This window comes from Pseudomonas sp. JQ36, assembly GCF_053851495.1.
Genome location: NZ_CM132642.1, coordinates 4462075 through 4483876, shown reverse-complemented (window position 1 = coordinate 4483876; position 21802 = coordinate 4462075). Strand labels below are relative to the sequence as shown.

At 60.8% G+C, this 21802-nt stretch carries 19 protein-coding genes; 14 read left to right on the top strand and 5 right to left on the bottom strand.

The annotated features are described in order from the left end of the window. Nucleotides 1–301 precede the first annotated feature (301 nt). From ssuE to ACS4NR_RS20225, 6 genes are all read left to right on the top strand, one after another. Nucleotides 302–895 (top strand): NADPH-dependent FMN reductase, encoded by a 594-nt coding sequence (ssuE, locus tag ACS4NR_RS20250; RefSeq protein WP_456018180.1) that lies wholly within the window; start codon nt 302–304, stop codon nt 893–895. 89 nt (nt 896–984) lie between these two features. Then, the gene (locus ACS4NR_RS20245) at nt 985–1965 is read left to right on the top strand and encodes a sulfonate ABC transporter substrate-binding protein (RefSeq protein ID WP_456018179.1); all 981 of its coding nucleotides are present in this window, start codon (nt 985–987) and stop codon (nt 1963–1965) included. A gap of 25 nt (nt 1966–1990) precedes the next feature. After that, a complete protein-coding gene (gene ssuD / locus ACS4NR_RS20240) occupies nt 1991–3139 on the top strand; it encodes an FMNH2-dependent alkanesulfonate monooxygenase (protein ID WP_047596660.1) in 1149 nt (382 codons plus the stop codon). Between the two features lie 8 nt (nt 3140–3147). Beyond that, nucleotides 3148–3930: an aliphatic sulfonate ABC transporter permease SsuC gene (gene ssuC, locus ACS4NR_RS20235; protein WP_003229260.1), complete on the top strand. Its 783-nt coding sequence runs from the start codon at nt 3148–3150 to the stop codon at nt 3928–3930. Beyond that, nucleotides 3927–4733 (top strand): aliphatic sulfonates ABC transporter ATP-binding protein, encoded by an 807-nt coding sequence (ssuB, locus tag ACS4NR_RS20230; RefSeq protein ID WP_456018178.1) that lies wholly within the window; start codon nt 3927–3929, stop codon nt 4731–4733. The genes ssuC and ssuB overlap by 4 nt, the downstream gene beginning before the upstream one ends. 33 nt (nt 4734–4766) lie before the next feature. Then, the gene (locus ACS4NR_RS20225) at nt 4767–4982 is read left to right on the top strand and encodes a TOBE domain-containing protein (protein ID WP_007967989.1); all 216 of its coding nucleotides are present in this window, start codon (nt 4767–4769) and stop codon (nt 4980–4982) included. Between the two features lie 160 nt (nt 4983–5142). On the opposite strand, the gene ACS4NR_RS20220 is transcribed toward ACS4NR_RS20225, so the two are convergent. Both ACS4NR_RS20220 and ACS4NR_RS20215 read right to left on the bottom strand, forming a co-directional pair. Further along, on the bottom strand, nt 5143–5775 hold the full coding sequence (locus tag ACS4NR_RS20220; RefSeq protein WP_095137603.1) for a TetR/AcrR family transcriptional regulator: 633 nt from the start codon (nt 5773–5775) through the stop codon (nt 5143–5145). Between the two features lie 249 nt (nt 5776–6024). Beyond that, nucleotides 6025–7401 (bottom strand): glutamine synthetase family protein, encoded by a 1377-nt coding sequence (locus tag ACS4NR_RS20215; protein ID WP_095137602.1) that lies wholly within the window; start codon nt 7399–7401, stop codon nt 6025–6027. A 730-nt stretch (nt 7402–8131) separates the two neighbouring features. On the opposite strand from ACS4NR_RS20215, the gene ACS4NR_RS20210 reads away from it, so the two are divergent. The 7 genes from ACS4NR_RS20210 to ACS4NR_RS20180 all read left to right on the top strand — a co-directional run bounded on the left by ACS4NR_RS20210 (nt 8132) and on the right by ACS4NR_RS20180 (nt 16495). Further along, nucleotides 8132–9490, top strand: coding sequence for a glutamine synthetase family protein (locus ACS4NR_RS20210; protein WP_003229252.1), 1359 nt, complete (start codon nt 8132–8134; stop codon nt 9488–9490). Between the two features lie 56 nt (nt 9491–9546). Next, entirely contained in the window at nt 9547–10911 is a 1365-nt protein-coding gene (locus ACS4NR_RS20205; RefSeq protein WP_166495276.1) for an aspartate aminotransferase family protein, read from the top strand. A gap of 171 nt (nt 10912–11082) precedes the next feature. Then, nucleotides 11083–12195 carry a polyamine ABC transporter substrate-binding protein gene (locus ACS4NR_RS20200; protein ID WP_047596656.1) on the top strand — a complete coding sequence of 371 codons (1113 nt, stop codon included), beginning with the start codon at nt 11083–11085 and terminating at the stop codon, nt 12193–12195. Nucleotides 12196–12382: 187 nt separating this feature from the next. Next, entirely contained in the window at nt 12383–13480 is a 1098-nt protein-coding gene (locus tag ACS4NR_RS20195) for a polyamine ABC transporter substrate-binding protein (RefSeq protein WP_095137598.1), read from the top strand. A gap of 68 nt (nt 13481–13548) precedes the next feature. Further along, nucleotides 13549–14691, top strand: coding sequence for an ABC transporter ATP-binding protein (locus ACS4NR_RS20190; RefSeq protein WP_095137597.1), 1143 nt, complete (start codon nt 13549–13551; stop codon nt 14689–14691). A 35-nt stretch (nt 14692–14726) separates the two neighbouring features. Continuing rightward, the gene (locus ACS4NR_RS20185) at nt 14727–15608 is read left to right on the top strand and encodes an ABC transporter permease subunit (protein ID WP_177327455.1); all 882 of its coding nucleotides are present in this window, start codon (nt 14727–14729) and stop codon (nt 15606–15608) included. Continuing rightward, nucleotides 15605–16495, top strand: coding sequence for an ABC transporter permease subunit (locus ACS4NR_RS20180; protein ID WP_095137596.1), 891 nt, complete (start codon nt 15605–15607; stop codon nt 16493–16495). Before ACS4NR_RS20185 ends, ACS4NR_RS20180 begins: the two co-directional genes overlap by 4 nt. Before the next feature lie 143 nt (nt 16496–16638). Here ACS4NR_RS20180 and ACS4NR_RS20175 read toward each other — a convergent pair whose 3' ends face one another. Next, complete coding sequence (locus ACS4NR_RS20175) at nt 16639–17280, bottom strand: HD domain-containing protein (RefSeq protein ID WP_456018177.1); 642 nt, start codon at nt 17278–17280, stop codon at nt 16639–16641. Nucleotides 17281–17594: 314 nt separating this feature from the next. Between ACS4NR_RS20175 and ACS4NR_RS20170 the strand changes: the two genes are divergently transcribed. Next, the gene (locus ACS4NR_RS20170) at nt 17595–18560 is read left to right on the top strand and encodes a GlxA family transcriptional regulator (protein WP_456018176.1); all 966 of its coding nucleotides are present in this window, start codon (nt 17595–17597) and stop codon (nt 18558–18560) included. Between the two features lie 114 nt (nt 18561–18674). Here the strand turns inward: ACS4NR_RS20170 and ACS4NR_RS20165 are convergent, their stop codons facing one another. Further along, nucleotides 18675–21086 (bottom strand): penicillin acylase family protein, encoded by a 2412-nt coding sequence (locus tag ACS4NR_RS20165; RefSeq protein ID WP_456018175.1) that lies wholly within the window; start codon nt 21084–21086, stop codon nt 18675–18677. Between the two features lie 102 nt (nt 21087–21188). Next, complete coding sequence (locus ACS4NR_RS20160) at nt 21189–21767, bottom strand: DUF6436 domain-containing protein (protein ID WP_166495280.1); 579 nt, start codon at nt 21765–21767, stop codon at nt 21189–21191. Between the last annotated feature and the right edge of the window lie 35 nt (nt 21768–21802).

Sequence of the window (21802 nt, the reverse complement as noted above, 5' to 3'; positions counted from 1 at the left end):
CGTCATCGCGAGCAGGCTCACTCCTACATTTGAAATGCGTTCCCCTGTGGGAGCGGGCTTGCTCGCGAAGGCGTCAGTCCAGGCAACACACAATTGAGAATTCAGAACCACAAAGCAGGGGATTTCAGGCCGTTTTCACGGCCTGTTTTTTTGCCCGCAACAAAGCAAATCGCATATCTCTTAAAGGCATAACCAAATGAATAAATATGATTTATGGATATATAAATCAGCTGGTAAGGTCACTCCATCGAAGCGAGATCGCAACCCGCGAATTGCCTGTAACACGCAAGGAATCGTCTGAATGCTGGTCGTCTCACTCGGTGGCAGTCCTAGCCAACGCTCCCGCTCAGGAGTGTTGCTCGAGCGCTCGCAACGCTGGTTGCAGGAGCAAGGCGTGGAAGTGGTGAGTTATCAGGTGCGGGACTTCCCGGCCGAAGACCTGCTCCACGCCCGCTTCGACAGCCCAAAGGTGCTCGACCTGCTGGCGCAGATTGAAAACGCCGATGGCTTGCTGATCGCCACGCCGGTGTACAAGGCCTCGTTTTCCGGTGCGCTGAAAACCGTACTGGATCTGCTGCCGGAACGCGCCCTGAACCACAAGATCGTTTTACCGATGGCTACGGGCGGCAGCATCGCCCACATGCTGGTAGTCGATTACGCGCTCAAGCCAGTGCTATCGGCGTTGAAGGCCCAGGAAATGCTCCAGGGCATTTTCGCCGAGGATAGCCAGATCGCTTACGGCGAAGGCAGTGCCCAGGCGCAACTGGCACCGGCATTGGAACAGCGTCTGTACGAAGCGCTGGATCAGTTTGTCAGTGCCATGGCCCGCCGGCCGAAACCACTGGAGCCGGGCCTGTTGAATGAACGTTTATTGAGTGCTCGCTGGAGCATTTGAGCTTCACCCGAATTTGCTCCACTCACCTTACTCAGCCGCTAACGGCCAAGCAGGTGCAGCCAAAACCCAACTGCAAAAAGGAGAGCGCTATGCGCCCTGTATTTTTGCGTCGTGGTCTGGTCGCTCTGTTTGCTGCGGCTGTCACCTTCGGCGCCATCACTCAAGCTCAGGCCGAGACTCTACGGATCGGTTATCAAAAATACGGCACGCTGGTGCTGCTCAAAGCCAAAGGCACTCTGGAAAAGCGTCTGGCCGCACAAGGCGTGGACGTGCAATGGACTGAATTCCCCGGCGGCCCGCAGCTGCTGGAAGGCCTGAACGTTGGCTCGATCGACTTCGGCGTGACCGGCGAAACCCCTCCGGTATTCGCTCAGGCTGCCGGCGCTGATCTGCTCTACGTCGCCTACGAACCGCCAGCGCCGAACAGCGAAGCGATCCTCGTACCGAAAGACTCGCCGATAAAATCGGTGGCGGATCTGAAGGGCAAGAAAGTCGCCCTGAACAAAGGCTCCAATGTGCACTACCTGCTGGTGCGCGCACTGGAAGACGCCGGCCTCAAATACTCCGATATCCAGACCGTGTTCCTGCCGCCGGCCGATGCTCGCGCCGCGTTCGAGCGTGGCAGTGTCGATGCCTGGGTGATCTGGGATCCGTACCAGGCCGCTGCCGAGAAACAGCTGCAAGCGCACACTCTTCGTGACGGCAAAGGCATCGTCGACAACCATCAGTTTTACCTCGCGACCAAACCTTACGCGCAGAAAAATCCCGAGGTGATCAAGACCCTCGTCGAAGAAGTGCGCGCCGTCGGCGAGTGGTCCAAAGCCAACCCTGAAGACGTGACCCAACAGGTCGCGCCACTGCTCGGCCTGCCGGCGGACATCACCCTGACCTCGGTGAAACGCCAGGGCTACGGTGCGCTGTTCCTGACCCCGGAAGTGGTCGCCGCACAACAGAAAATCGCCGACACCTTCTACCAGCTCAAGCTGATTCCCAAGCCGTTGAGCATCAAGGATGTGATCTGGACACCACCGGCCGCTGTGGCCCAAAGCTCGGTTACCCAAGCCCAGTAAATCGAATCCCCAAGGAGACCACTCCATGAGCCTCAACATCTTCTGGTTCCTGCCTACCCACGGTGACGGCCATTACCTTGGCACCGCCGAAGGCGCTCGCGCCGTTGACCACGGTTATCTGCAACAGGTCGCGCAAGCGGCGGATCGTCTGGGCTTTGGCGGCGTGCTGATTCCCACCGGCCGTTCCTGCGAAGACTCGTGGCTGGTCGCCGCGTCGCTGATCCCGGTGACCCAGCGTCTGAAATTCCTTGTCGCCCTGCGCCCCGGGATCATTTCCCCGACGGTGGCGGCGCGGCAGGCAGCGACGCTGGATCGTCTGTCCGGCGGTCGTGCGCTGTTCAACCTGGTGACCGGTGGCGACCCGGAAGAGTTGGCCGGTGATGGTCTGTTCCTCAACCACGAAGAGCGTTATCAGGCCTCGGTGGAATTCACCCGCATCTGGCGTCGGGTACTGGAAGGTGAAACCGTCGATTACGACGGCGAACACATCAGCGTGAAGGGCGCCAAACTGCTTTATCCACCAATTCAGCAACCGCGTCCGCCGCTGTACTTCGGCGGCTCCTCGGAAGCGGCGCAGGATCTCGCTGCCGAACAGGTCGAGATGGTGTTGACCTGGGGCGAGCCGCCAGCCGCCGTCGCCGAAAAGATCGAACAAGTGCGCGCTAAAGCCGCCAGGCTCGGACGCACCGTGCGCTTCGGCATTCGTCTGCATGTGATCGTGCGCGAAACCAACGCCGAAGCCTGGCAAGCGGCAGACCGGCTGATCTCGCATCTGGACGATGACACCATCAAACGTGCGCAAGCATCGCTGGCGCGCTTCGACTCGGTCGGTCAACAACGCATGGCCGCGCTGCACGGCGGCAGTCGCGACAACCTCGAAGTCAGCCCCAACCTGTGGGCCGGCGTCGGCCTGGTGCGTGGCGGTGCCGGTACCGCGCTGGTCGGCGATGGCCCGACTGTGGCGGCGCGCGTGAAGGAGTACGCGGATCTGGGCATCGACACCTTCATCTTCTCCGGCTATCCACACCTCGAAGAGTCGTACCGCGTCGCTGAACTGCTGTTCCCGCACCTCGACATCGAGCGTCCGGAACTGCCGAAAAGCGCCGGTTATGTCAGCCCGTTCGGCGAGATGGTGGCCAACGACATTCTTCCCAAAGCCGCGTCGCAGAGCTGAGGCGCGCCATGAAGAAAATCATTCACAGCCTCGCGCCCTGGGCGTTGCCGGTGCTCTTGCTGGCGGTGTGGCAGTTGTCGGTGTCGGCCGGCTGGTTGTCGACGCGGATCCTGCCGGCACCGGTGGCGGTGATCGAGGCCGGCGTCAGTCTGGTGCGCAGCGGCGAGATCTGGACGCACTTGGCAATCAGTGGCTGGCGCGCGGCGTTGGGCTTCACCATCGGCGGCAGCATCGGTCTGGTGCTGGGCTTCATCACCGGCTTGTCGAAATGGGGTGAACGCCTGCTCGACAGCTCGGTGCAGATGATTCGCAACGTGCCGCACCTGGCGCTGATTCCGCTGGTGATCCTGTGGTTCGGCATCGACGAGTCGGCGAAGATTTTCCTGGTGGCGTTGGGCACGTTGTTCCCGATCTACCTCAACACCTACCACGGCATCCGCAACGTCGATCCGGCGCTGGTGGAGATGGCGCGCAGTTATGGCTTGAGCGGTTTCAGCCTGTTCTGGCAGGTGATCCTGCCGGGTGCGTTGCCTTCGATTCTGGTCGGTGTGCGCTTTGCGCTGGGCTTCATGTGGCTGACGCTGATCGTTGCCGAAACCATCTCCGCCAGCTCCGGCATCGGCTATCTGGCGATGAATGCCCGCGAGTTTTTGCAGACCGATGTGGTGGTGCTGGCGATCCTGCTTTACGCGGTACTCGGCAAACTCGCCGACCTCGCGGCCCGTGGACTTGAGCGTGTGTGGCTGCGTTGGCATCCGGCCTATCAGGTTGCCAAGGGAGGTGCGGCATGACCGCTCAACAACCTCCACGCTTGCTGCGCGGGATTCCGCTGGTGGTGCGCAACCTGCAGAAAACCTTTGGCGCGCGGCAGGTGTTGCGCGACATCGACCTGCACATTCCGGCGGGGCAATTCGTCGCCGTGGTCGGGCGCAGCGGGTGCGGCAAGAGCACCTTCCTGCGCTTGCTCGCCGGCCTCGATCAACCGACTGGCGGCGACCTGCTGGCCGGTGCTGCACCGCTGAGCGATGCGCGGGAAGACACCCGGCTGATGTTCCAGGAAGCCCGGCTGCTGCCGTGGAAAAAGATCATCGACAACGTCGGCCTCGGCCTTAAAGGCAACTGGCGCCCGCAAGCTCTGGAGGCGCTGGAAGCGGTGGGGCTGGCCGATCGCGCCAACGAGTGGCCAGCCGCCTTGTCCGGCGGGCAAAAGCAGCGTGTGGCGCTGGCCCGGGCGTTGATTCACCAGCCGCGCCTGTTGCTGCTCGACGAGCCGCTGGGTGCGCTGGATGCCCTGACCCGGATCGAGATGCAGCAACTGATCGAACGCCTCTGGCAAAAGCATGGGTTCACCGTGCTGCTGGTGACCCATGACGTCAGCGAAGCGGTGGCGATTGCCGACCGGGTGATTCTGATCGAGGACGGCGAAGTCGGTCTCGATCTGCAAGTGGAGTTGCTGCGTCCGCGAGTGCGCGGATCGCATCGACTGGCGGCGCTGGAAACCGAAGTGCTCAACCGTGTTCTGTCCCTGCCCGGCGAGCCGCCGGAGCCGGAACCTGTTTCACCACTGCCTACGCAATTGCGTTGGGCGCAATAACTCAAGTTACATCCAACGACAGGAATCAAAGCCATGACTATCAAAGCCATCAACGTGCGCAACCAGTTCAAAGGCTCGATCAAGGAGATCGTTCTCGGCGACGTGCTGTCGGAAATCGACGTGCAGACCGCTTCCGGTATCGTCACTTCAGTGATCACCACCCGCTCGGTCAAGGAGCTGGAACTGGCGGTGGGCAGCGAAGTGATCGCCTTCGTGAAATCCACCGAGGTGTCGATCGCCAAGTTGTAAGCCAGTGGTAAAAAACAACCCCGAAAGGCGTGAGCCCTTCGGGGTTTTTTGTGCCTGATCTGAAAACTGCGGTGCGGCCTTCGCGAGCAGGCTCGCTCCCACAGGGGATCACATTCCAAATGTGGGAGCGGGCTTGCTCGCGAAGAGGCCGGTGAACTCGCTAGAGAACTCTTTTGGGTAGATACGGCGGCAGATATAGCCCGATATAGGCATCAAACACCCGCATCCCTTCCTCGGCCATGCGCGGCGTGATCTGCCCATGCTGCTGCACCGAACGCGCATACACGCGGTCGCCCAGTTCCATCGCCAGCGCGAACACATCGACATCGCTCGGCAGTCGCGGCAATTCGAAGTGATGGTCGAACAGCTTGTGCATCAGGTCGCCGAGTTCGATGTCGTGCTGGCGGTCAGCCTGGGTCACTTCGGTCAGGCCGTGCTGGGCGAGGATCAACTGGCGGGCCGCCGCGTCTTCGTCGTAGATCTCCAGCATCCGCTCTTCGACCAGTCGCGACAGGTCACGCCAGTCGCGCAGGGCGTCGTGGTCGATCGGCGCTTGCAGGCAGGCGCGAAACGCCGCATGCACGTCGGCGGTCAGCGCTTCGAGCAGCGCCGGCACGCTGGCGAAGAAGTGGTACACGGAGGAGGGTGGAATCTGCGCGCGTTCGGCGACGCTGTAGATCGACAGACTGGCCACACCCTCGGCGGCCAGCAGCGTACGCGCGGCGTCGAGTATCGAGTCGATGCGCGCCTGGCTGCGGGCGCGGGGTTTGCGGACGGGGGCGGGACGCGTCATGGAAGTCTCCTGCGGGGCAGCGGGCATTGTACGAGCCGAGCCGTGTGTTGTCTGCCAGGATGCCTTCGGGAGCAAGCCCCCTCCCACAGTTGATCTTCTGCGTACAAAAGATCCCCATTCGCTGAGATCCCCCGTGGGAGGGAGCTTGCTCCCGAACCGCCGCAGGCGGCCATTCAGATCAAAATCGGGCCTTAAAAAAAACGCCGTGGGCTACGACAGCCGACGGCGTTTTATCTGATCGCAATCCGTTTACACGGTATGCAGATACCAGTTGTACTCAAGGTCGGAGATGGAGTGTTCGAACTCCTCCAGCTCGCTTTCCTTGCAGGCGACGAAGATATCGATGTATTTCGGATCGATGTACTTGGCCATCACCTCGCTGTCGTCCAGCTCGCGCAGGGCATCGCGCAAGTTGTTCGGCAGGCTTTGTTCGTTCTGCTCGTAGCTGTTGCCTTCGACCGGAGCGCCCGGTTCGATCTTGTTCACCAGACCGTGATGCACACCGGCCAGGACCGAAGCCATCAGCAGGTACGGGTTGGCGTCGGCACCGGCTACGCGATGCTCGATACGCACGGCATCGGCTGAGCCGGTCGGTACGCGGATCGCCACGGTGCGGTTGTCCAGGCCCCAGCACGGCGAGTTCGGCACATAGAACTGCGCGCCGAAGCGACGGTACGAGTTGACGTTCGGGCAGAGGAAAGCCATCTGCGCCGGCAGGGTCTCGAGCACACCGCCGATCGCGTGACGCAGCGCGGCGTTCTGCTCGGGATCCTCGCTGGCAAAGATATTCTTGCCGGCTTTGTCCAGGATCGAAATGTGTACGTGCAAACCATTGCCTGCCTGGCCCGGATACGGCTTGGCCATGAAGGTGGTGTCCATTTCATGGTCGTAGGCGATGTTCTTGATCAGACGCTTGAGCAGTACCGCGTAGTCGCAGGCCTTGATCGGGTCGGCGACGTGGTGCAGGTTCACTTCGAACTGCGCCGGGGCACTTTCCTTGACGATGGCGTCGGCCGGGATGCCTTGCTCTTTGGCGCCTTCCAGAATGTCCTGGAGGCAGTCGACGTATTCGTCGAGGTCGTCGATCAGGTAGACCTGAGTCGAGTGCGGGCGTTTGCCGGAGATCGGTGAGCGTGGCGGCTGAGGGCGGCCGTTCACGTTTTCCTGGTCGATCAGGTAGAACTCCAGCTCGAAGGCTGCGCAGATGGTCAGGCCCAGCTCGTCAAACTTTGCAACAACTTGACGGAGCACTTCGCGCGGATCGGCGAAGAACGGGTCGCCTTCGAGTTCGTGCATGGTCATCAACAGTTGCGCGGTAGGGCGCTTCTGCCATGGCTCGTTGCACAGGGTATCGGGGATTGGATAGCAGATCCGGTCGGCGTCGCCGATGTCCAGACCCAGGCCGGTGCTTTCCACCGTGGAACCATTGATATCCAGAGCAAATAGAGAGGCCGGCAGGTTGATGCCTTTCTCGTAAACCTTGTGGAGGCTGGTGCGTTCGATGCGCTTGCCGCGCACCACACCATTCATATCCGCAATCAGAAGGTCAACGTACAGAACCTCAGGATGTTCCTTAAGGAACGCGTTCGCTTCGTTAAGCTGAACGGCACGCGGGGGTACCGACATGATGCAACACCTTTGTTGTTAAAAATATCAATCATTGATCTTTTCTGGTTTCAGTCAACCCGAACGGCCTGCCGAAGTCAAGCGAGGCCTTTTTTGCCCTAAAAAAGCGCTGCAAGGGCATTTATGGGGCACTTTGGGGCAGTTTTTTGTCCTTGAAACACTTGGCACCCGCGGGCTTGAGCAGGCCGTGTTGTATTTTTTACGGGGGTGTTGTGTAAAAAAATGAACAAGGCTAAGCTCCGACCAAACCCATAACAGCAATAATACCGGGGTGCTTCATGTCTCGCCTGCCGTTAATCGGCATCACCGACTGCTCGCAACAGTCCGGTCTGCATGCTCATCACATCAGTGGCGACAAATCCGTCCGTAGCGCAGCCAGCATGGTTCGCGGTCTGTTGACGATGTTCTCGGCGACAATAGCCAGAACGCCAGCGTCCGTTATTCTGGACGTACGGCAAAGCACTCTGTTTATGGCGTCCTCTTCCAATATAGATCTCTTTGAGTCCCAAAGCCTGTGCCGCTCCCCGAGCCGTGCTCATGATTCTGCACGCCTTGAATGTGCACAGGAAATGCAACGCCAGCGTAAAGGGCAGGTAAGCTCCTCTTTCATTGTCTATGCGCGGTGCCAGGCGTAAGCCGGCACTGCGCGCAAGCAAGCCCCCTTTAACGCGACGCCACGGCGTCAAACTTTGCCTGACACGATGTCAGGAGACTCAGCCCAGAGGCATTTATGAGTAACAACCTCGACCAGCTCACCGATTGGTTGAAAGACCACAAGATCACAGAAGTCGAATGCATGATCGGCGACTTGACCGGTATCACCCGGGGCAAGATCTCGCCGACCAACAAGTTCATCGCCGAAAAGGGCATGCGCCTGCCGGAAAGCGTTCTGTTGCAGACCGTGACCGGCGACTACGTCGAAGACGACATCTATTACGAACTGCTCGACCCGGCCGACATCGACATGATTTGCCGTCCCGACCAGAACGCCGTGTACCTGGTGCCATGGGCCATCGAGCCGACTGCCCAGGTGATCCACGACACCTACGACAAGCAAGGCAACCCGATCGAGCTGTCGCCGCGCAACGTCCTCAAGAAAGTCCTCAAGCTCTATTCCGACAAGGGCTGGCAGCCGATCGTGGCGCCGGAAATGGAGTTCTACCTGACCAAACGCAGTGACGACCCCGACTATCCGCTGCAGCCGCCGATCGGCCGTTCGGGCCGTCCGGAAATCGGGCGTCAGTCGTTCTCGATCGAAGCGGCGAACGAATTCGACCCGCTGTTCGAAGACGTCTACGACTGGTGCGAACTGCAGGAGCTGGACCTCGACACGCTGATCCACGAAGACGGCACGGCGCAGATGGAAATCAACTTCCGTCACGGTGACGCACTGTCTCTGGCCGATCAGATTCTGGTGTTCAAGCGCACCATGCGCGAAGCCGCGCTCAAGCATGACGTGGCCGCAACCTTTATGGCCAAGCCGATGACCGGCGAGCCGGGCAGTGCGATGCACTTGCACCAGAGCATCATCGACATCGAGACCGGCAAGAACGTGTTCTCCAATGAAGACGGGACCATGAGCCAGCTGTTCCTGCACCACATCGGTGGCCTGCAGAAACTGATTCCGGAATTGCTCCCGCTGTTCGCGCCGAACGTCAACTCGTTCCGCCGCTTCCTGCCGGACACCTCGGCGCCGGTGAACGTGGAGTGGGGCGAAGAGAACCGCACCGTGGGCCTGCGCGTACCGGATGCCGGCCCGCAGAACCGCCGCGTGGAAAACCGTCTGCCGGGCGCCGACGCCAACCCGTACCTGGCGATTGCCGCGAGCCTGCTCTGCGGTTACATCGGCATGGTCGAGGGGTTGAATCCGAGCGCGCCAGTCGTCGGACGTGGCTATGAACGCCGCAACCTGCGTCTGCCGCTGACCATCGAAGACGCGCTGGAGCGTATGGAAAACAGCGCGACCATCGAGAAATACCTGGGCAAGACCTTCATCACCGGCTACGTCGCGGTCAAGCGGGCCGAGCATGAAAACTTCAAGCGCGTGATCAGTTCCTGGGAGCGTGAGTACCTGCTCTTCGCCGTCTGATACGCCGGGCGCGGCTGGCAGCAGCCGCGCCTTCACCGATAACAAGGAGAATTGGCATGACCAGCAACAACCCGCAAACCCGTGAGTGGCAAGCCCTGAGCAGCGATCACCACCTGGCCCCGTTCAGCGACTTCAAGCAGCTGAAAGAGAAGGGGCCACGGATCATCACCAACGCCAAGGGCGTGTACCTGTGGGACAGCGAGGGCAACAAGATCCTCGATGGCATGGCGGGTCTGTGGTGCGTGGCGATCGGTTATGGCCGCGATGAACTGGCCGACGCGGCCGCGAAGCAGATGCGCGAACTGCCTTACTACAACCTGTTCTTCCAGACCGCGCACCCGCCGGCACTGGAACTGGCCAAGGCCATCGCCGACGTCGCGCCTGAGGGCATGAATCACGTGTTCTTCACCGGTTCCGGCTCCGAAGGCAACGACACCATGCTGCGCATGGTTCGCCATTACTGGGCGATCAAGGGCCAGCCGAACAAGAAAGTCATCATCAGCCGCAAGAACGGCTATCACGGTTCGACCGTGGCCGGCGCGAGCCTGGGTGGCATGACGTATATGCACGAACAGGGCGACTTGCCGATCCCGGGCATCGTCCATATCGCGCAGCCGTACTGGTTTGCCGAGGGTGGCGACATGTCGCCGGAAGAGTTCGGCATCTGGGCGGCCAATCAGTTGGAAGAGAAGATTCTCGAAGTCGGCGTCGACAACGTCGGTGCGTTCATCGCCGAGCCGATCCAGGGCGCCGGCGGCGTGATCATTCCGCCAGACACCTACTGGCCGCGCATCAAGGAAATCCTCGCCAAGTACGACATCCTGTTCGTGGCGGACGAAGTGATCTGCGGTTTCGGCCGTACCGGCCAATGGTTCGGTTCGGATTTCTATGACCTGAAACCGGACATGATGACCATCGCCAAAGGCCTGACCTCCGGCTACATCCCGATGGGTGGCCTGATCGTTCGCGACGAAGTGGTGAAGGTGCTCAACGAAGGCGGCGACTTCAACCACGGATTCACCTACTCCGGGCACCCGGTGGCGGCAGCGGTGGGTCTGGAAAATATCCGGATCCTGCGCGACGAAAAAATTATCGAGAACGCGCACAACGAAACGGCACCGTATTTGCAGAAACGTCTGCGCGAACTCAACGATCACCCGTTGGTGGGCGAAGTACGCGGGGTCGGTTTGCTGGGGGCGATCGAACTGGTGCAGGACAAGGCCACTCGCAAGCGTTACGAAGGCCGGGGCGTGGGCATGATCTGCCGGCAGTTCTGCTTCGATAACGGCCTGATCATGCGCGCCGTGGGCGACACCATGATCATTGCGCCGCCGCTGGTGATCAGCAAGGCAGAAATCGATGAGCTGGTGACCAAGGCGCGCAAGTGTCTGGACCTCACCCTCAGTGCGTTGCAGGCCTAAGTGCTAGGCTTCGAGCGGGGGAGCTGCGGCGCTCGCGCTCGAAGGTGTCAGAAAGGTTGGCCTTTTCTTGAAAGACCGCCTCCGATCTTGCCAGACTAGCCGCGGTTCCAGTTGTCCGGGTTCGGCCGCTGAACAAAGTGGTTCAAAAAAGAAAAATTTGGAGCATGACGCATGAAGGCATTAGGTAAAAAGCTCGCTGGCAAGACTCTTCTCGCGCTGTCCGTAGCGGGCATGATGGCGGGCGCGGTTCACGCGGACGACAAGGTACTGCACGTCTACAACTGGTCGGACTACATCGCGCCGGACACGGTCGCCAACTTCGAGAAGGCCACCGGGATCAAAGTCGTCTACGACGTATTCGACAGCAACGAAACCCTGGAAGCCAAGCTGCTGGCCGGTAAATCCGGTTACGACATCGTGGTGCCTTCCAACAACTTTCTCGCCAAGCAGATCAAGGCCGGTGTTTACCAGGAGCTGGACAAGTCCAAGCTGCCGAACTGGAAGAACCTCGACGAAGACCTGCTCAAGGCCGTTGGCGATGCCAGCGACCAGGGCAACAAGCACGCGTTCCCGTACATGTGGGGCTCCATCGGGATCGGCTACAACCCGGCGAAGGTCAAGGCTGCGCTGGGCATCGACAAGATCGATTCCTGGGACATCGTGTTCAAGCCCGAGAACATCGAGAAGCTGAAAAGCTGTGGCGTAAGCTTCCTCGACGCCCCGACCGAAATGATTCCGGCGGCGCTGCACTATCTGGGCAAGCCGACCAACAGCAAGGACAAGGCTGACCTGAAGGCTGCCGAAGACCTGTTCCTGAAGATTCGTCCTTCGGTTGCCTACTTCCATTCCTCCAAGTACATCTCGGACCTGGCCAACGGCAACATCTGCGTCGCCGTCGGTTACTCGGGTGACCTGGAACAATCCAAGACCCGCGCCCAGGAAGCCGGTGACAAGGTCAAGCTGGCCTACACCATTCCAAAAGAAGGTGCTGGCACGTTCTACGACATGGTCGCCATTCCCAAGGATGCCGAAAACGTCGAAGCCGCCTACAAGTTCATGAACTACCTGCTTGAGCCAGAAGTGATGGCCGGGATCACCAACGCCGTACGCTTCCCGAACGGCAACAAGGCTGCCACGCCGCTGGTGGACAAAGACATCACCAGCGATCCGAGCATCTATCCGTCGGCTGAAGTGAAGAAACAGCTCTACGCGATCAGCGATCTGGATGCCGCCACCCTGCGCCTGATCACCCGCAGCTGGACCAAGATCAAATCCGGTAAATAAGCCGGTTTGACGCAGCAACCGCTGGCCGTCGTCCCCGCGAGGGCGGCCAGCGGGATAATTAAATGACAGAAAGTTTTGCTGGAACGGTTTTTCGAGGGTAAGTTGCGCGCCGGTTTGATTGCCGGGCAGCCACGGCTGTCATGTAACGCGGGGCAACTTGGGCCCAACTAATTTAGAGGACCTGCACTTGCCTATTTTTTCTTCTTTGCGCAAAGCCCTGCTGGCCACTGCCGGCCTGACGATCGCTGTCGGAGCCCAGGCCGCCGGTACGGTGCATATTTATAACTGGTCGGATTACATCGGCGAGACCACCCTGGCCGACTTCGAGAAAGCCACCGGGATCAAACCGGTGTACGACGTGTTCGACTCCAACGAAACCCTGGAAGGCAAGCTGCTGGCCGGGCGTACCGGTTACGACGTGGTCGTGCCGTCGAACCACTTCCTCGGCAAGCAGATCAAGGCGGGCGCGTTCCAGAAGCTCGACCGGTCGCAGCTGCCGAACTATGCGAATCTCGATCCGGTGCTGCTCAAGCGCCTGGAACAGAACGACCCGGGCAACCAGTACGCCGTGCCGTACCTGTGGGGCACCAACGGCATCGGCTACAACGTCGACAAGGTCAAGGCCGCGCTCGGTGTCGACAAGATCGACTCCTGGAGCGTGCTGTTCGAACCGGAGAACATCAAGAAGCTGCACAGCTGTGGTGTCGCGTTCCTCGACTCGGCGGATGAAATGATGCCGACCGTGCTCAACTACATGGGCCTGAACGCCAACAGCACCAATCCGAAGGACTACGCCAAAGCCACCGACAAATTGCTCGCCGTGCGCCCCTACGTAACCTACTTCCACTCCTCGAAATACATCGGTGATCTGGCCAACGGCGACATCTGCGTGGCCATCGGTTTCTCCGGCGACATCTTCCAGGCGAAGAACCGTGCCGAAGAAGCCAAGAAGGGCGTGAACATCGCCTACTCGATTCCGAAAGAGGGCGGCGCGCTGTGGTTCGACATGCTGGCGATTCCGAAGGACTCGTCCAACGTCAAGGAGGCGCACGCTTTCATCAACTATTTGCTGAAACCTGAGGTGATCGCTCAGGTCAGTGATTACGTCGGTTACGCCAACCCTAACCCCGGGTCGGACAAGCTGATGGAACAGTCCATCCGCACCGATGAAGCGGTTTATCCACCGCAAGCAGTCCTCGACAAGACTTACGTGTCGGTCGAGTTGCCACCCAATATTCAGCGTTTGATGACCCGTAGCTGGACCAAGGTCAAGTCGGGCAAGTAAGGCACAAAGTATCCTGGGTTCGTCCGCATCGGGCGAACTGCACTCTTTATTTTCTGGGAGTTTCGTAAATGGCAGTTGCCTCCGGCGCCTATAAGAAAGCCCTCGAGGGCGACCAGACACCTAAGCAGGTGTTGGTCAAAATCGACCGGGTCACGAAGAAGTTCGACGAGACGATTGCCGTGGACGATGTGTCCCTGGAAATCAAGAAAGGCGAGATCTTCGCCCTGCTCGGCGGTTCGGGATCGGGCAAATCCACTCTGCTGCGGATGCTGGCAGGGTTCGAACGGCCCACGGAGGGGCGCATTTTCCTCGACGGCGTCGACATCACCGACATGCCGCCGTACGAGCGCCCGATCAACATGATGTTCCAGTCGTACGCCTTGTTCCCGCACATGACCGTGGCGCAGAACATCGCCTTCGGCCTCAAGCAGGACAAGATCCCGAACGCCGAGATCGACGCCCGTGTGGCCGAAATGCTCAAACTGGTGCAGATGAGCCAGTACGCCAAGCGCAAGCCGCATCAACTGTCCGGCGGTCAGCGTCAGCGTGTGGCCCTGGCGCGCTCGCTGGCCAAGCGGCCGAAACTGCTGCTGCTCGACGAACCGATGGGCGCACTGGACAAGAAACTGCGTTCGCAGATGCAGCTGGAACTGGTAGAGATTATCGAGCGCGTCGGCGTGACCTGCGTGATGGTGACCCACGACCAGGAAGAGGCCATGACCATGGCCGAACGCATCGCGATCATGCACCTGGGCTGGATCGCGCAGATCGGCAGTCCGATCGACATCTACGAAACCCCGACCAGCCGTCTGGTCTGCGAATTCATTGGCAACGTGAACATCTTCGAAGGTGAAGTGATCGACGACGCCGAAGGCCACGCGACCATCACCTGCAAAGACCTCGACCGGCAGATCTACGTCGGCCACGGCATCAGCACTTCGGTGCAGGACAAATCCGTGACCTACGCGATTCGTCCGGAGAAGCTGCTGGTCACCGCCGATCAACCGACCTGCGAATACAACTGGTCGAGCGGCAAGGTGCATGACATCGCCTACCTCGGCGGTCACTCGGTGTTCTACGTCGAATTGCCGAGTGGCAAGCTGGTGCAGTCCTTTGTTGCCAACGCCGAACGCCGTGGCGCTCGTCCGACCTGGGGCGATCAGGTTTACGTGTGGTGGGAAGACGACAGCGGCGTGGTACTTCGCTCATGAACATGCGCAAGTTCAAACGACGGCTCAACCGAATAATTCCCAATGGCCGGCAACTGGTCATCGGGGTTCCGTTCATCTGGCTGTTCCTGTTCTTCATGCTGCCGTTCTTCATCGTCCTGAAGATCAGCTTCGCTGAAGCCGATGTGGCCATCCCGCCGTACACCGAGATTTACACCTACGCCGAACAGAAGCTGCAATTGCTGCTGAACCTCGGTAACTACGCGATGCTCGGCGATGACGAGTTGTACATCGCCGCCTACCTCGGCTCGCTGAAGATGGCGTTCTTCAGCACGCTGCTGTGCCTGCTGATCGGTTACCCGATGGCCTACGCCATCGCCAGCGCGCGCAAAGAGCTGCAGACGGTGCTGGTGCTGCTGATCATGATGCCGACCTGGACCGCGATCCTGATCCGCGTTTACGCGTGGATGGGCATCCTCAGCAACAACGGCCTGCTCAACGGCTTCCTGATGAGCATGGGCCTGATCGACGAGCCGCTGCAGATTCTCAACACCAACCTCGCGGTTTACATCGGCGTGGTCTATTCGTATCTGCCGTTCATGATCCTGCCGCTGTACGCCAACCTGGTGAAACACGATCAGAGCCTGCTGGAAGCGGCTTCCGACCTCGGTTCGAGCACCTTCAACAGCTTCTGGAAAATCACTATTCCACTGTCCAAGAACGGGATCATTGCCGGCTGCATGCTGGTGTTCATCCCGGTGGTCGGTGAGTTCGTGATCCCGGAACTGCTTGGCGGCCCGGAAACCCTGATGATCGGTAAAGTGCTCTGGCAAGAGTTCTTCAACAACCGTGACTGGCCGGTGGCGTCTGCGCTGGCGGTGGTGATGCTGGCGATCCTGATTGTGCCGATCATCCTGTTCAACCGCAGTCAGGCCAAGGAAATGGAGGGCAAAGAATGAAGAACTTCCGTTTCTCCAGCCTGATGCTGGTACTGGGTCTGTTGTTCATCTACGCGCCGATGCTGATCCTGGTGATCTACTCGTTCAACGCCTCGAAACTGGTGACGGTGTGGGGCGGCTGGTCGATCAAGTGGTACGTCGGCTTGCTCGACAATACGCAACTGATGGGCTCGGTGCTGCGCTCGCTGGAAATCGCCTGCTACACCGCGGTTGCCGCGGTAGCGCTGGGTACGCTGGCGGCCTTCGTGCTGACCCGCATCACCCACTTCAAGGGCCGCACGCTGTTCGGTGGCCTGGTCACCGCGCCGTTGGTGATGCCGGAAGTGATCACCGGTCTGTCGCTGTTGCTGCTGTTCGTGGCGATGGCGCAGATGATCGGCTGGCCGCAGGAGCGTGGCATCGTCACCATCTGGATCGCCCACACGACGTTCTGTGCGGCGTACGTGGCGGTGGTGGTGTCGGCGCGTCTGCGTGAGCTGGACTTGTCGATCGAAGAGGCCGCCATGGATCTCGGCGCACGGCCGTGGAAGGTGTTCTTCCTGATCACCATCCCGATGATCGCGCCGTCGCTGGCCGCAGGCGGCATGATGTCGTTCGCCCTGTCGCTGGATGACCTGGTGCTGGCGAGCTTCGTTTCCGGCCCGGGTTCGACCACCCTGCCGATGGAAGTGTTCTCGGCGGTGCGTCTGGGCGTGAAGCCGGAGATCAACGCCGTGGCCAGTCTGATCCTGCTGGCGGTATCGCTGGTGACATTCCTGGTGTGGTTCTTCAGCCGCCGTGCCGAAGAAGCGCGCAAGAAAGCCATCCAGCAAGCCATCGAAGAAGGCGCCGCCGATTCGTGGAAGCAACCGGACGTGCGCCGCGCGCCGGCGCCGGAAGCGGCTTAAAGCAAAGTCGGGTTGGCCCCTTTATCAAGGCCAACCCAAATCCAACTGTGGGAGCGGGCTTGCTCGCGAAGAGGACGTGTCAGTCGACTGAAATGTTGTCTGATCGAACGCATTCGCGAGCAAGCCCGCTCCCACATTGGGTATTAGGCAGTCCAGGGAGATTTACGGATGACCTCAACAAAGTTCATCGGTTTGAACCCGGGCTCCTGATCCACCAGCACATCGGTCTTCACGTTGCCAAACGTGGTCTGCGGACGATGGCGCAAGCCGTCGGCAAACGCGCAGATGATGCATTCCTTGAAACCTTCCCCGCGTGGATGCGCATGCACTACCGCCTCGCGCTGGGTGTTGCTGAACGCCGCGTAATCCATGCCCAACACGTCCATCTCGACACCCGCCGTCACCAGCGCCACGGTCGGACGCAGATGCTTAGGCACCCCCGGTGTGGTGTGCAGGGCAATCGACAGCCAGACCTGTTCGATGTCGTCATCGCTCAGCCCGTACGGCTTGAGAAACGCCGCAGCCGCGTTGGCGCCATCCACTTCGAAACGCTCGTCGGCACTGCGATAACCTTCGACCAGACCGAGGTCGTGGAACATCGCGCCGACATACAGCAGCTCCGGGTTGTAGGTCAGTTGTTGGCGTTCGCCGCTCAACGCACCGAACAGAAACACCCGGCGCGAGTGATGGTAGAGCAGGTCGGATTCGATGTCGCGAATGTACTCGGTGGTGGCCCGGGCCAACGCACTGTCAGGAATTTTGATGCCGGCAATGGTGGTGCTCATGGGAGGTTTCCTCATTGAAACGCCGTCGTGGCGCCGATGGACAAAGTCTGTTCCCCGAGGCACTAAACGGACAATCAACGCATGGCTGCGATCCTTGCCAATCGACCTGCGAATCGTGCCAACCTCGCTTGTTGAATCTGGATTGGCTAGGGTTGGCTCAATCAGCAAGGCAGGCACGGCCCATGTGGGAGCGGGCTTGCTCGCGAAAGGGCGCTCACATTCAACTTGCCTGTTGAATGACACACCGCTTTCGCGAGCAAGCTCGCTCCCACAGGGATTTGTGTTTGCCACTGCATTGAGGACATTGGAGGCTTATGAACAAAACCATCGCCATCGTGGTGTTCCCCGGCGTGCAGGCACTGGATGTCAGCGGGCCGATGGATGTGTTCGCCGAGGCCAATCGTTTTTTGTCGCCTGAGGATCACTATCAACTGGAGGTGATCGGCCTCGAACGCGGGCCGATGGCTTGTTCCAATGGCCTGAGCATCAGCGCTCACCGGCACTTCAGCGAAGCGCTGGACGCTTGTGATTTGTTGCTGGTCGCTGGCGGGCCGCAGTTGCCGTTCCTGGATTTCGGCAAGAGCTTCGACACCTGGCTGCGTGAGGCCTGCGCCCGTGCCCGGCGCTTCGGCTCGATCTGCAACGGCGCGTTCATGCTGGCGCGGGCGGGGTTGCTGGAAGGGCGCACCGTGACCACCCACTGGAACGATGCCGAAGCCTTGGCACAGTTGTGTCCATCGACCCAAGTCGAGGCCGATCGCCTGTACGTCGAAGACGGTGCGCTCTACACCTCAGCCGGGGTCACGGCGGGGATCGATCTGTCGCTGTACCTGCTGGCCCGCGACCATGGCGCAGAAGTAGCGCTGAGCGTGGCCAAGCGGCTGGTGGTGTTCACCCAGCGCGCGGGCGGGCAATCGCAGTTCAGCCCGTTCCTTACGCCGCATGCGGAGCCGACGTCGGCAGTGGCGATGGTGCAGTTGTATGTGCTGGCCAATCTCACCGGCGATCTGACGATTGCCGATCTGGCGAATGCGGCGAACATGAGCGCGCGCAACTTTTCCCGGGTGTTCGCCCGCGAGGCTCGGGTCACTCCGGCGGAGTTCGTCGAAAGTGCGCGAGTGGATGCGGCGCGGGTGCTGCTGGAAAGCACCACGGCACCGCTGAAGACCGTGGCGTATCAGTGCGGGTTTCGCGATGCGCAGCACATGCGCAGTGTGTTCAATCGGCGGTTGGGGGTGACGCCGCAGCAGTTTCGGCTGAATTTTGCGTTGATGCTCTGAGAGATGTGTTGAGTTGGCGGGCCCCATCGCGAGCAGGCTCACTCCTACAATTGGAATGCGTTCCCCTGTAGGAGTGAGCCTGCTCGCGATAGGGCCCGTCCGGCTAACCGAGAACTATTGCGCAGCCCGCGCCGGCAACAGCTTCAAGGTACTGCGCGTATTGGCCGTCACCTCTTCCTCGCTGAAGTGCGCCTGCACGTACATCCCCTCAACGTACTCTTCGGCCTGATCGTCATAGTGGCTGTCGAACGGCACGCCGCTCTGGCCGACCGGGTTGATGGTCAAACTGTGCGCCGGGTCGGAGAAGTCCACCAGACGCCGCGTCGAAGGCCCATAGGTCACCGGCCATGGCGCCGGGCCGAGCTTGGCCGAGAGATTGTTCGGCACTTCATGACTGCCCGGCGCAGCGAACGGCCCGACATTGACGATCCGGTCCAGCGGCTTCTGCTGACCCAACGGATGACCGTGGGTCAGGGTGTGCGCCGTGCCCCATTGCCAGTCCGACGGATTGTCGCCGAGGGTCTGTTTCAGGTGCGTCATGCTCGCCTGCCACGCCGCTTTGACAACGTCGGCGCGAGTCTCCTTGTTCGGCGTGTCGCGGTTGTCCCACCACGGCGAATCGGCATTCGCCGCCAGGCGCGGCAGGGCGGCGTCGATCACCCGGGTCGAGAGCAGCGTTTCGAAGAAGTCGTTGCCCAGCTCATCGCGCATCGCCGCATCGGCGAGGTCGTAGAGGAACTGGTTGAACAGCGTGGCGCTGACCGAATCCAGCGGATAGTCGCCCGGCCACTGCGCCAGTTGCTCGACCAATTTCAGTTGCGCCGGATCACTCACCACTTCACGCAACACCGGCAGCAATGGCGCGAGGGTGCGCGGGCCGTAGGCGGTAGTGCTGCCCAGTTGCAGTTTCTGGTTGGCTTCGTTGCTCCATTTCACGCTCTTGTCGCTGAGCTGGCGGTTGAGCTGCTGGCCGCGATCGGCGAGGTTGTAGTAACCGGGAATCTCCATCCCGGTCGGCGACAGCGGCTGAAAGTTGGCCGAGACGATGTAGCCGCGCGCCGGGTTTTCTTCCTGCGGGTTGGCGCTGAACGGGTAGTAGCCGTCCTTGTCCGCCTGATTGCTGCTGCCGTCGAGGATGAACTCGGGCTTCACCCCGGCCGGGCGTTTCGGCAGCAGCGCCGAGGCCCACCAGGCGATGTCGCCCTTGGCGTTGGCGTAGATAATGTTCAGCCCCGGCGCCTGCACTTTGGCCGCTGCCGCACGGGCCTTGGCCAGGGTGTCGGCACGGTTGAGCTGGTAGAAACCTTCGAGAATCGGGTTCGGCGTTTCGAGGAACGCCCACCACATGGCGATCGGGGTCTTGCCGGCAGCAGTGCCGAGGGCGTCGTTGACGATCGGGCCGTGGGGCGACTGGCGCAAGGTCAGCGTCACCGGTGCCTGGCCCTTTACCGCGATCTGCTGCTCGGTGCTCACCAGATCGGTCCACTGGCCGCGATACCAGACTTGATTCGGATTATCCGGGTTGACCTTCTCGGCGATCAGATCCAGATCGTCGTTCTGGAACATGGTCAGGCTCCAGCCGAAATCGAGGTTGTGCCCCAGGAATGCGAACGGCACCAGCGCCTGATGATGGCCGTAGAGCTCAAAGCCCGGTGCCGACAGTTGCGCCTCGTACCACACCGACGGCACCGAGAAGCGAATGTGCGGGTCACCGGCCAGCAGCGGTTTGCCGCTCTGGCTGCGGCTGCCGGCAATCACCCAGGCGTTGCTGCCTTCGAATTGCGGCAGGCCGTTTTCAATCAGCGCCTGCTCGCTGAGGCGGGCGAGGGCGTTGAGGTCTTGCCAGTCGCCGGCAGCGAGGGCCGGCGTCGGATGAGCGCGATCTTTGGCGAGCACGCCCTTGGGCTGCCAGTCGAGGTCGAAGACGTTGAGGTAATCGGCGCCGAGTTGATCGCGCACGTAGGTCAGCAGCGGCTCGGTGCGAAACGCGGCGGCAAAGCTGTAGGCCATGTAACCGGCGACGCTGATGCTGTCTTCGGCGGTGAACGGCCGCTTGGGGATGCCCAGCACGTCGAACTCGACCGGCGCGGCGTGGCTGTCCTGATATTGGTTGATACCGTCCAGATAGGCTTGCAGGGCCTTCCACGCGGGTGACTGCTTATCGAGACTGGCGACATAGCTGGCAGCGCGTTCATGGATGCGCAGGCTGCGGAACAGTTTGTCGGTGTCGAGCAGCTTCGGCCCGAGCACTTCGGCCAGTTCGCCACGGGCGAGGCGGCGCATGGCTTCCATCTGGAACAGTCGGTCTTGGGCATGCACGTAGCCGAGGGCGCGATACAGGTCGGTTTCGTTTTCGGCACGAATATGCGGCACCCCGCGTTCGTCGTAACGCACGGTCACCGAACCTTGCAGATTGCGCAGCTCCACCTGGCCCTGACGCGTCGGTTGCTTGCTGTAGACGTACCCGCCGACGCCAGCGAGCAGGACAACGATGAGCAAGGCAAGAACGGTGAACACGCGTTTCATGGTGACTCCTTGTGCATGCGGGATTGCCGCCCGTCGGGCTGCAAACAATTAGCACAGACCTTCCGTGCCGTGCATCGCTGTCCTCGAAAAGTCCGGAATGCCTTACTGCGCCACCACCGGCCACGGGCAATAACAACCGACCGCCAGGGTGTGCGTGGCGCTGACCGGGCGATCATCGGTCAGGGCATTGAGGATCGGTTCGATAAAACTGTTGCTGGAGTTGCAGGTCAGCCCTTCGCTATACGGCCCGAAGTACGCGAGTTTGCCGCTGCGGTCCCAGATCGCTACGGCGGGGCTGGCCGGTACCTGCTCGGAACCGGGCAATACCGCAATGGTTTTCAGATTGCTCAGGGTGGCGGGCAACTGGCCGTGGCTGCCGCCACGCTGCACCGCAAAGAACTCCACACCGCGCGGGCCGAACTGTTCGACCATTTCCGTCAGGTGCTGTTGGTTGCCGACGTTGCACGGGCAGGCCGGGTCCCAGAAATGCACGAGACGGATTTTTCCGGGGCCGGCCAACTCTTCCGGCAGACGCAACGGATCCCCGGAAAACACGGCGGTGTGCTGACTGAACGCGCGCAGATAGCGCCCTTGAAACCAGTCGTACGCCGCCCACAGCACCCCGGCACACACAAGCGCGAGCAGGCTGGCAAACAGTGCGGTGCGGTAGGGCGAGCGCATGGTTTTTCGATCCTCGAAGGGGGGCTAGCTTGCCA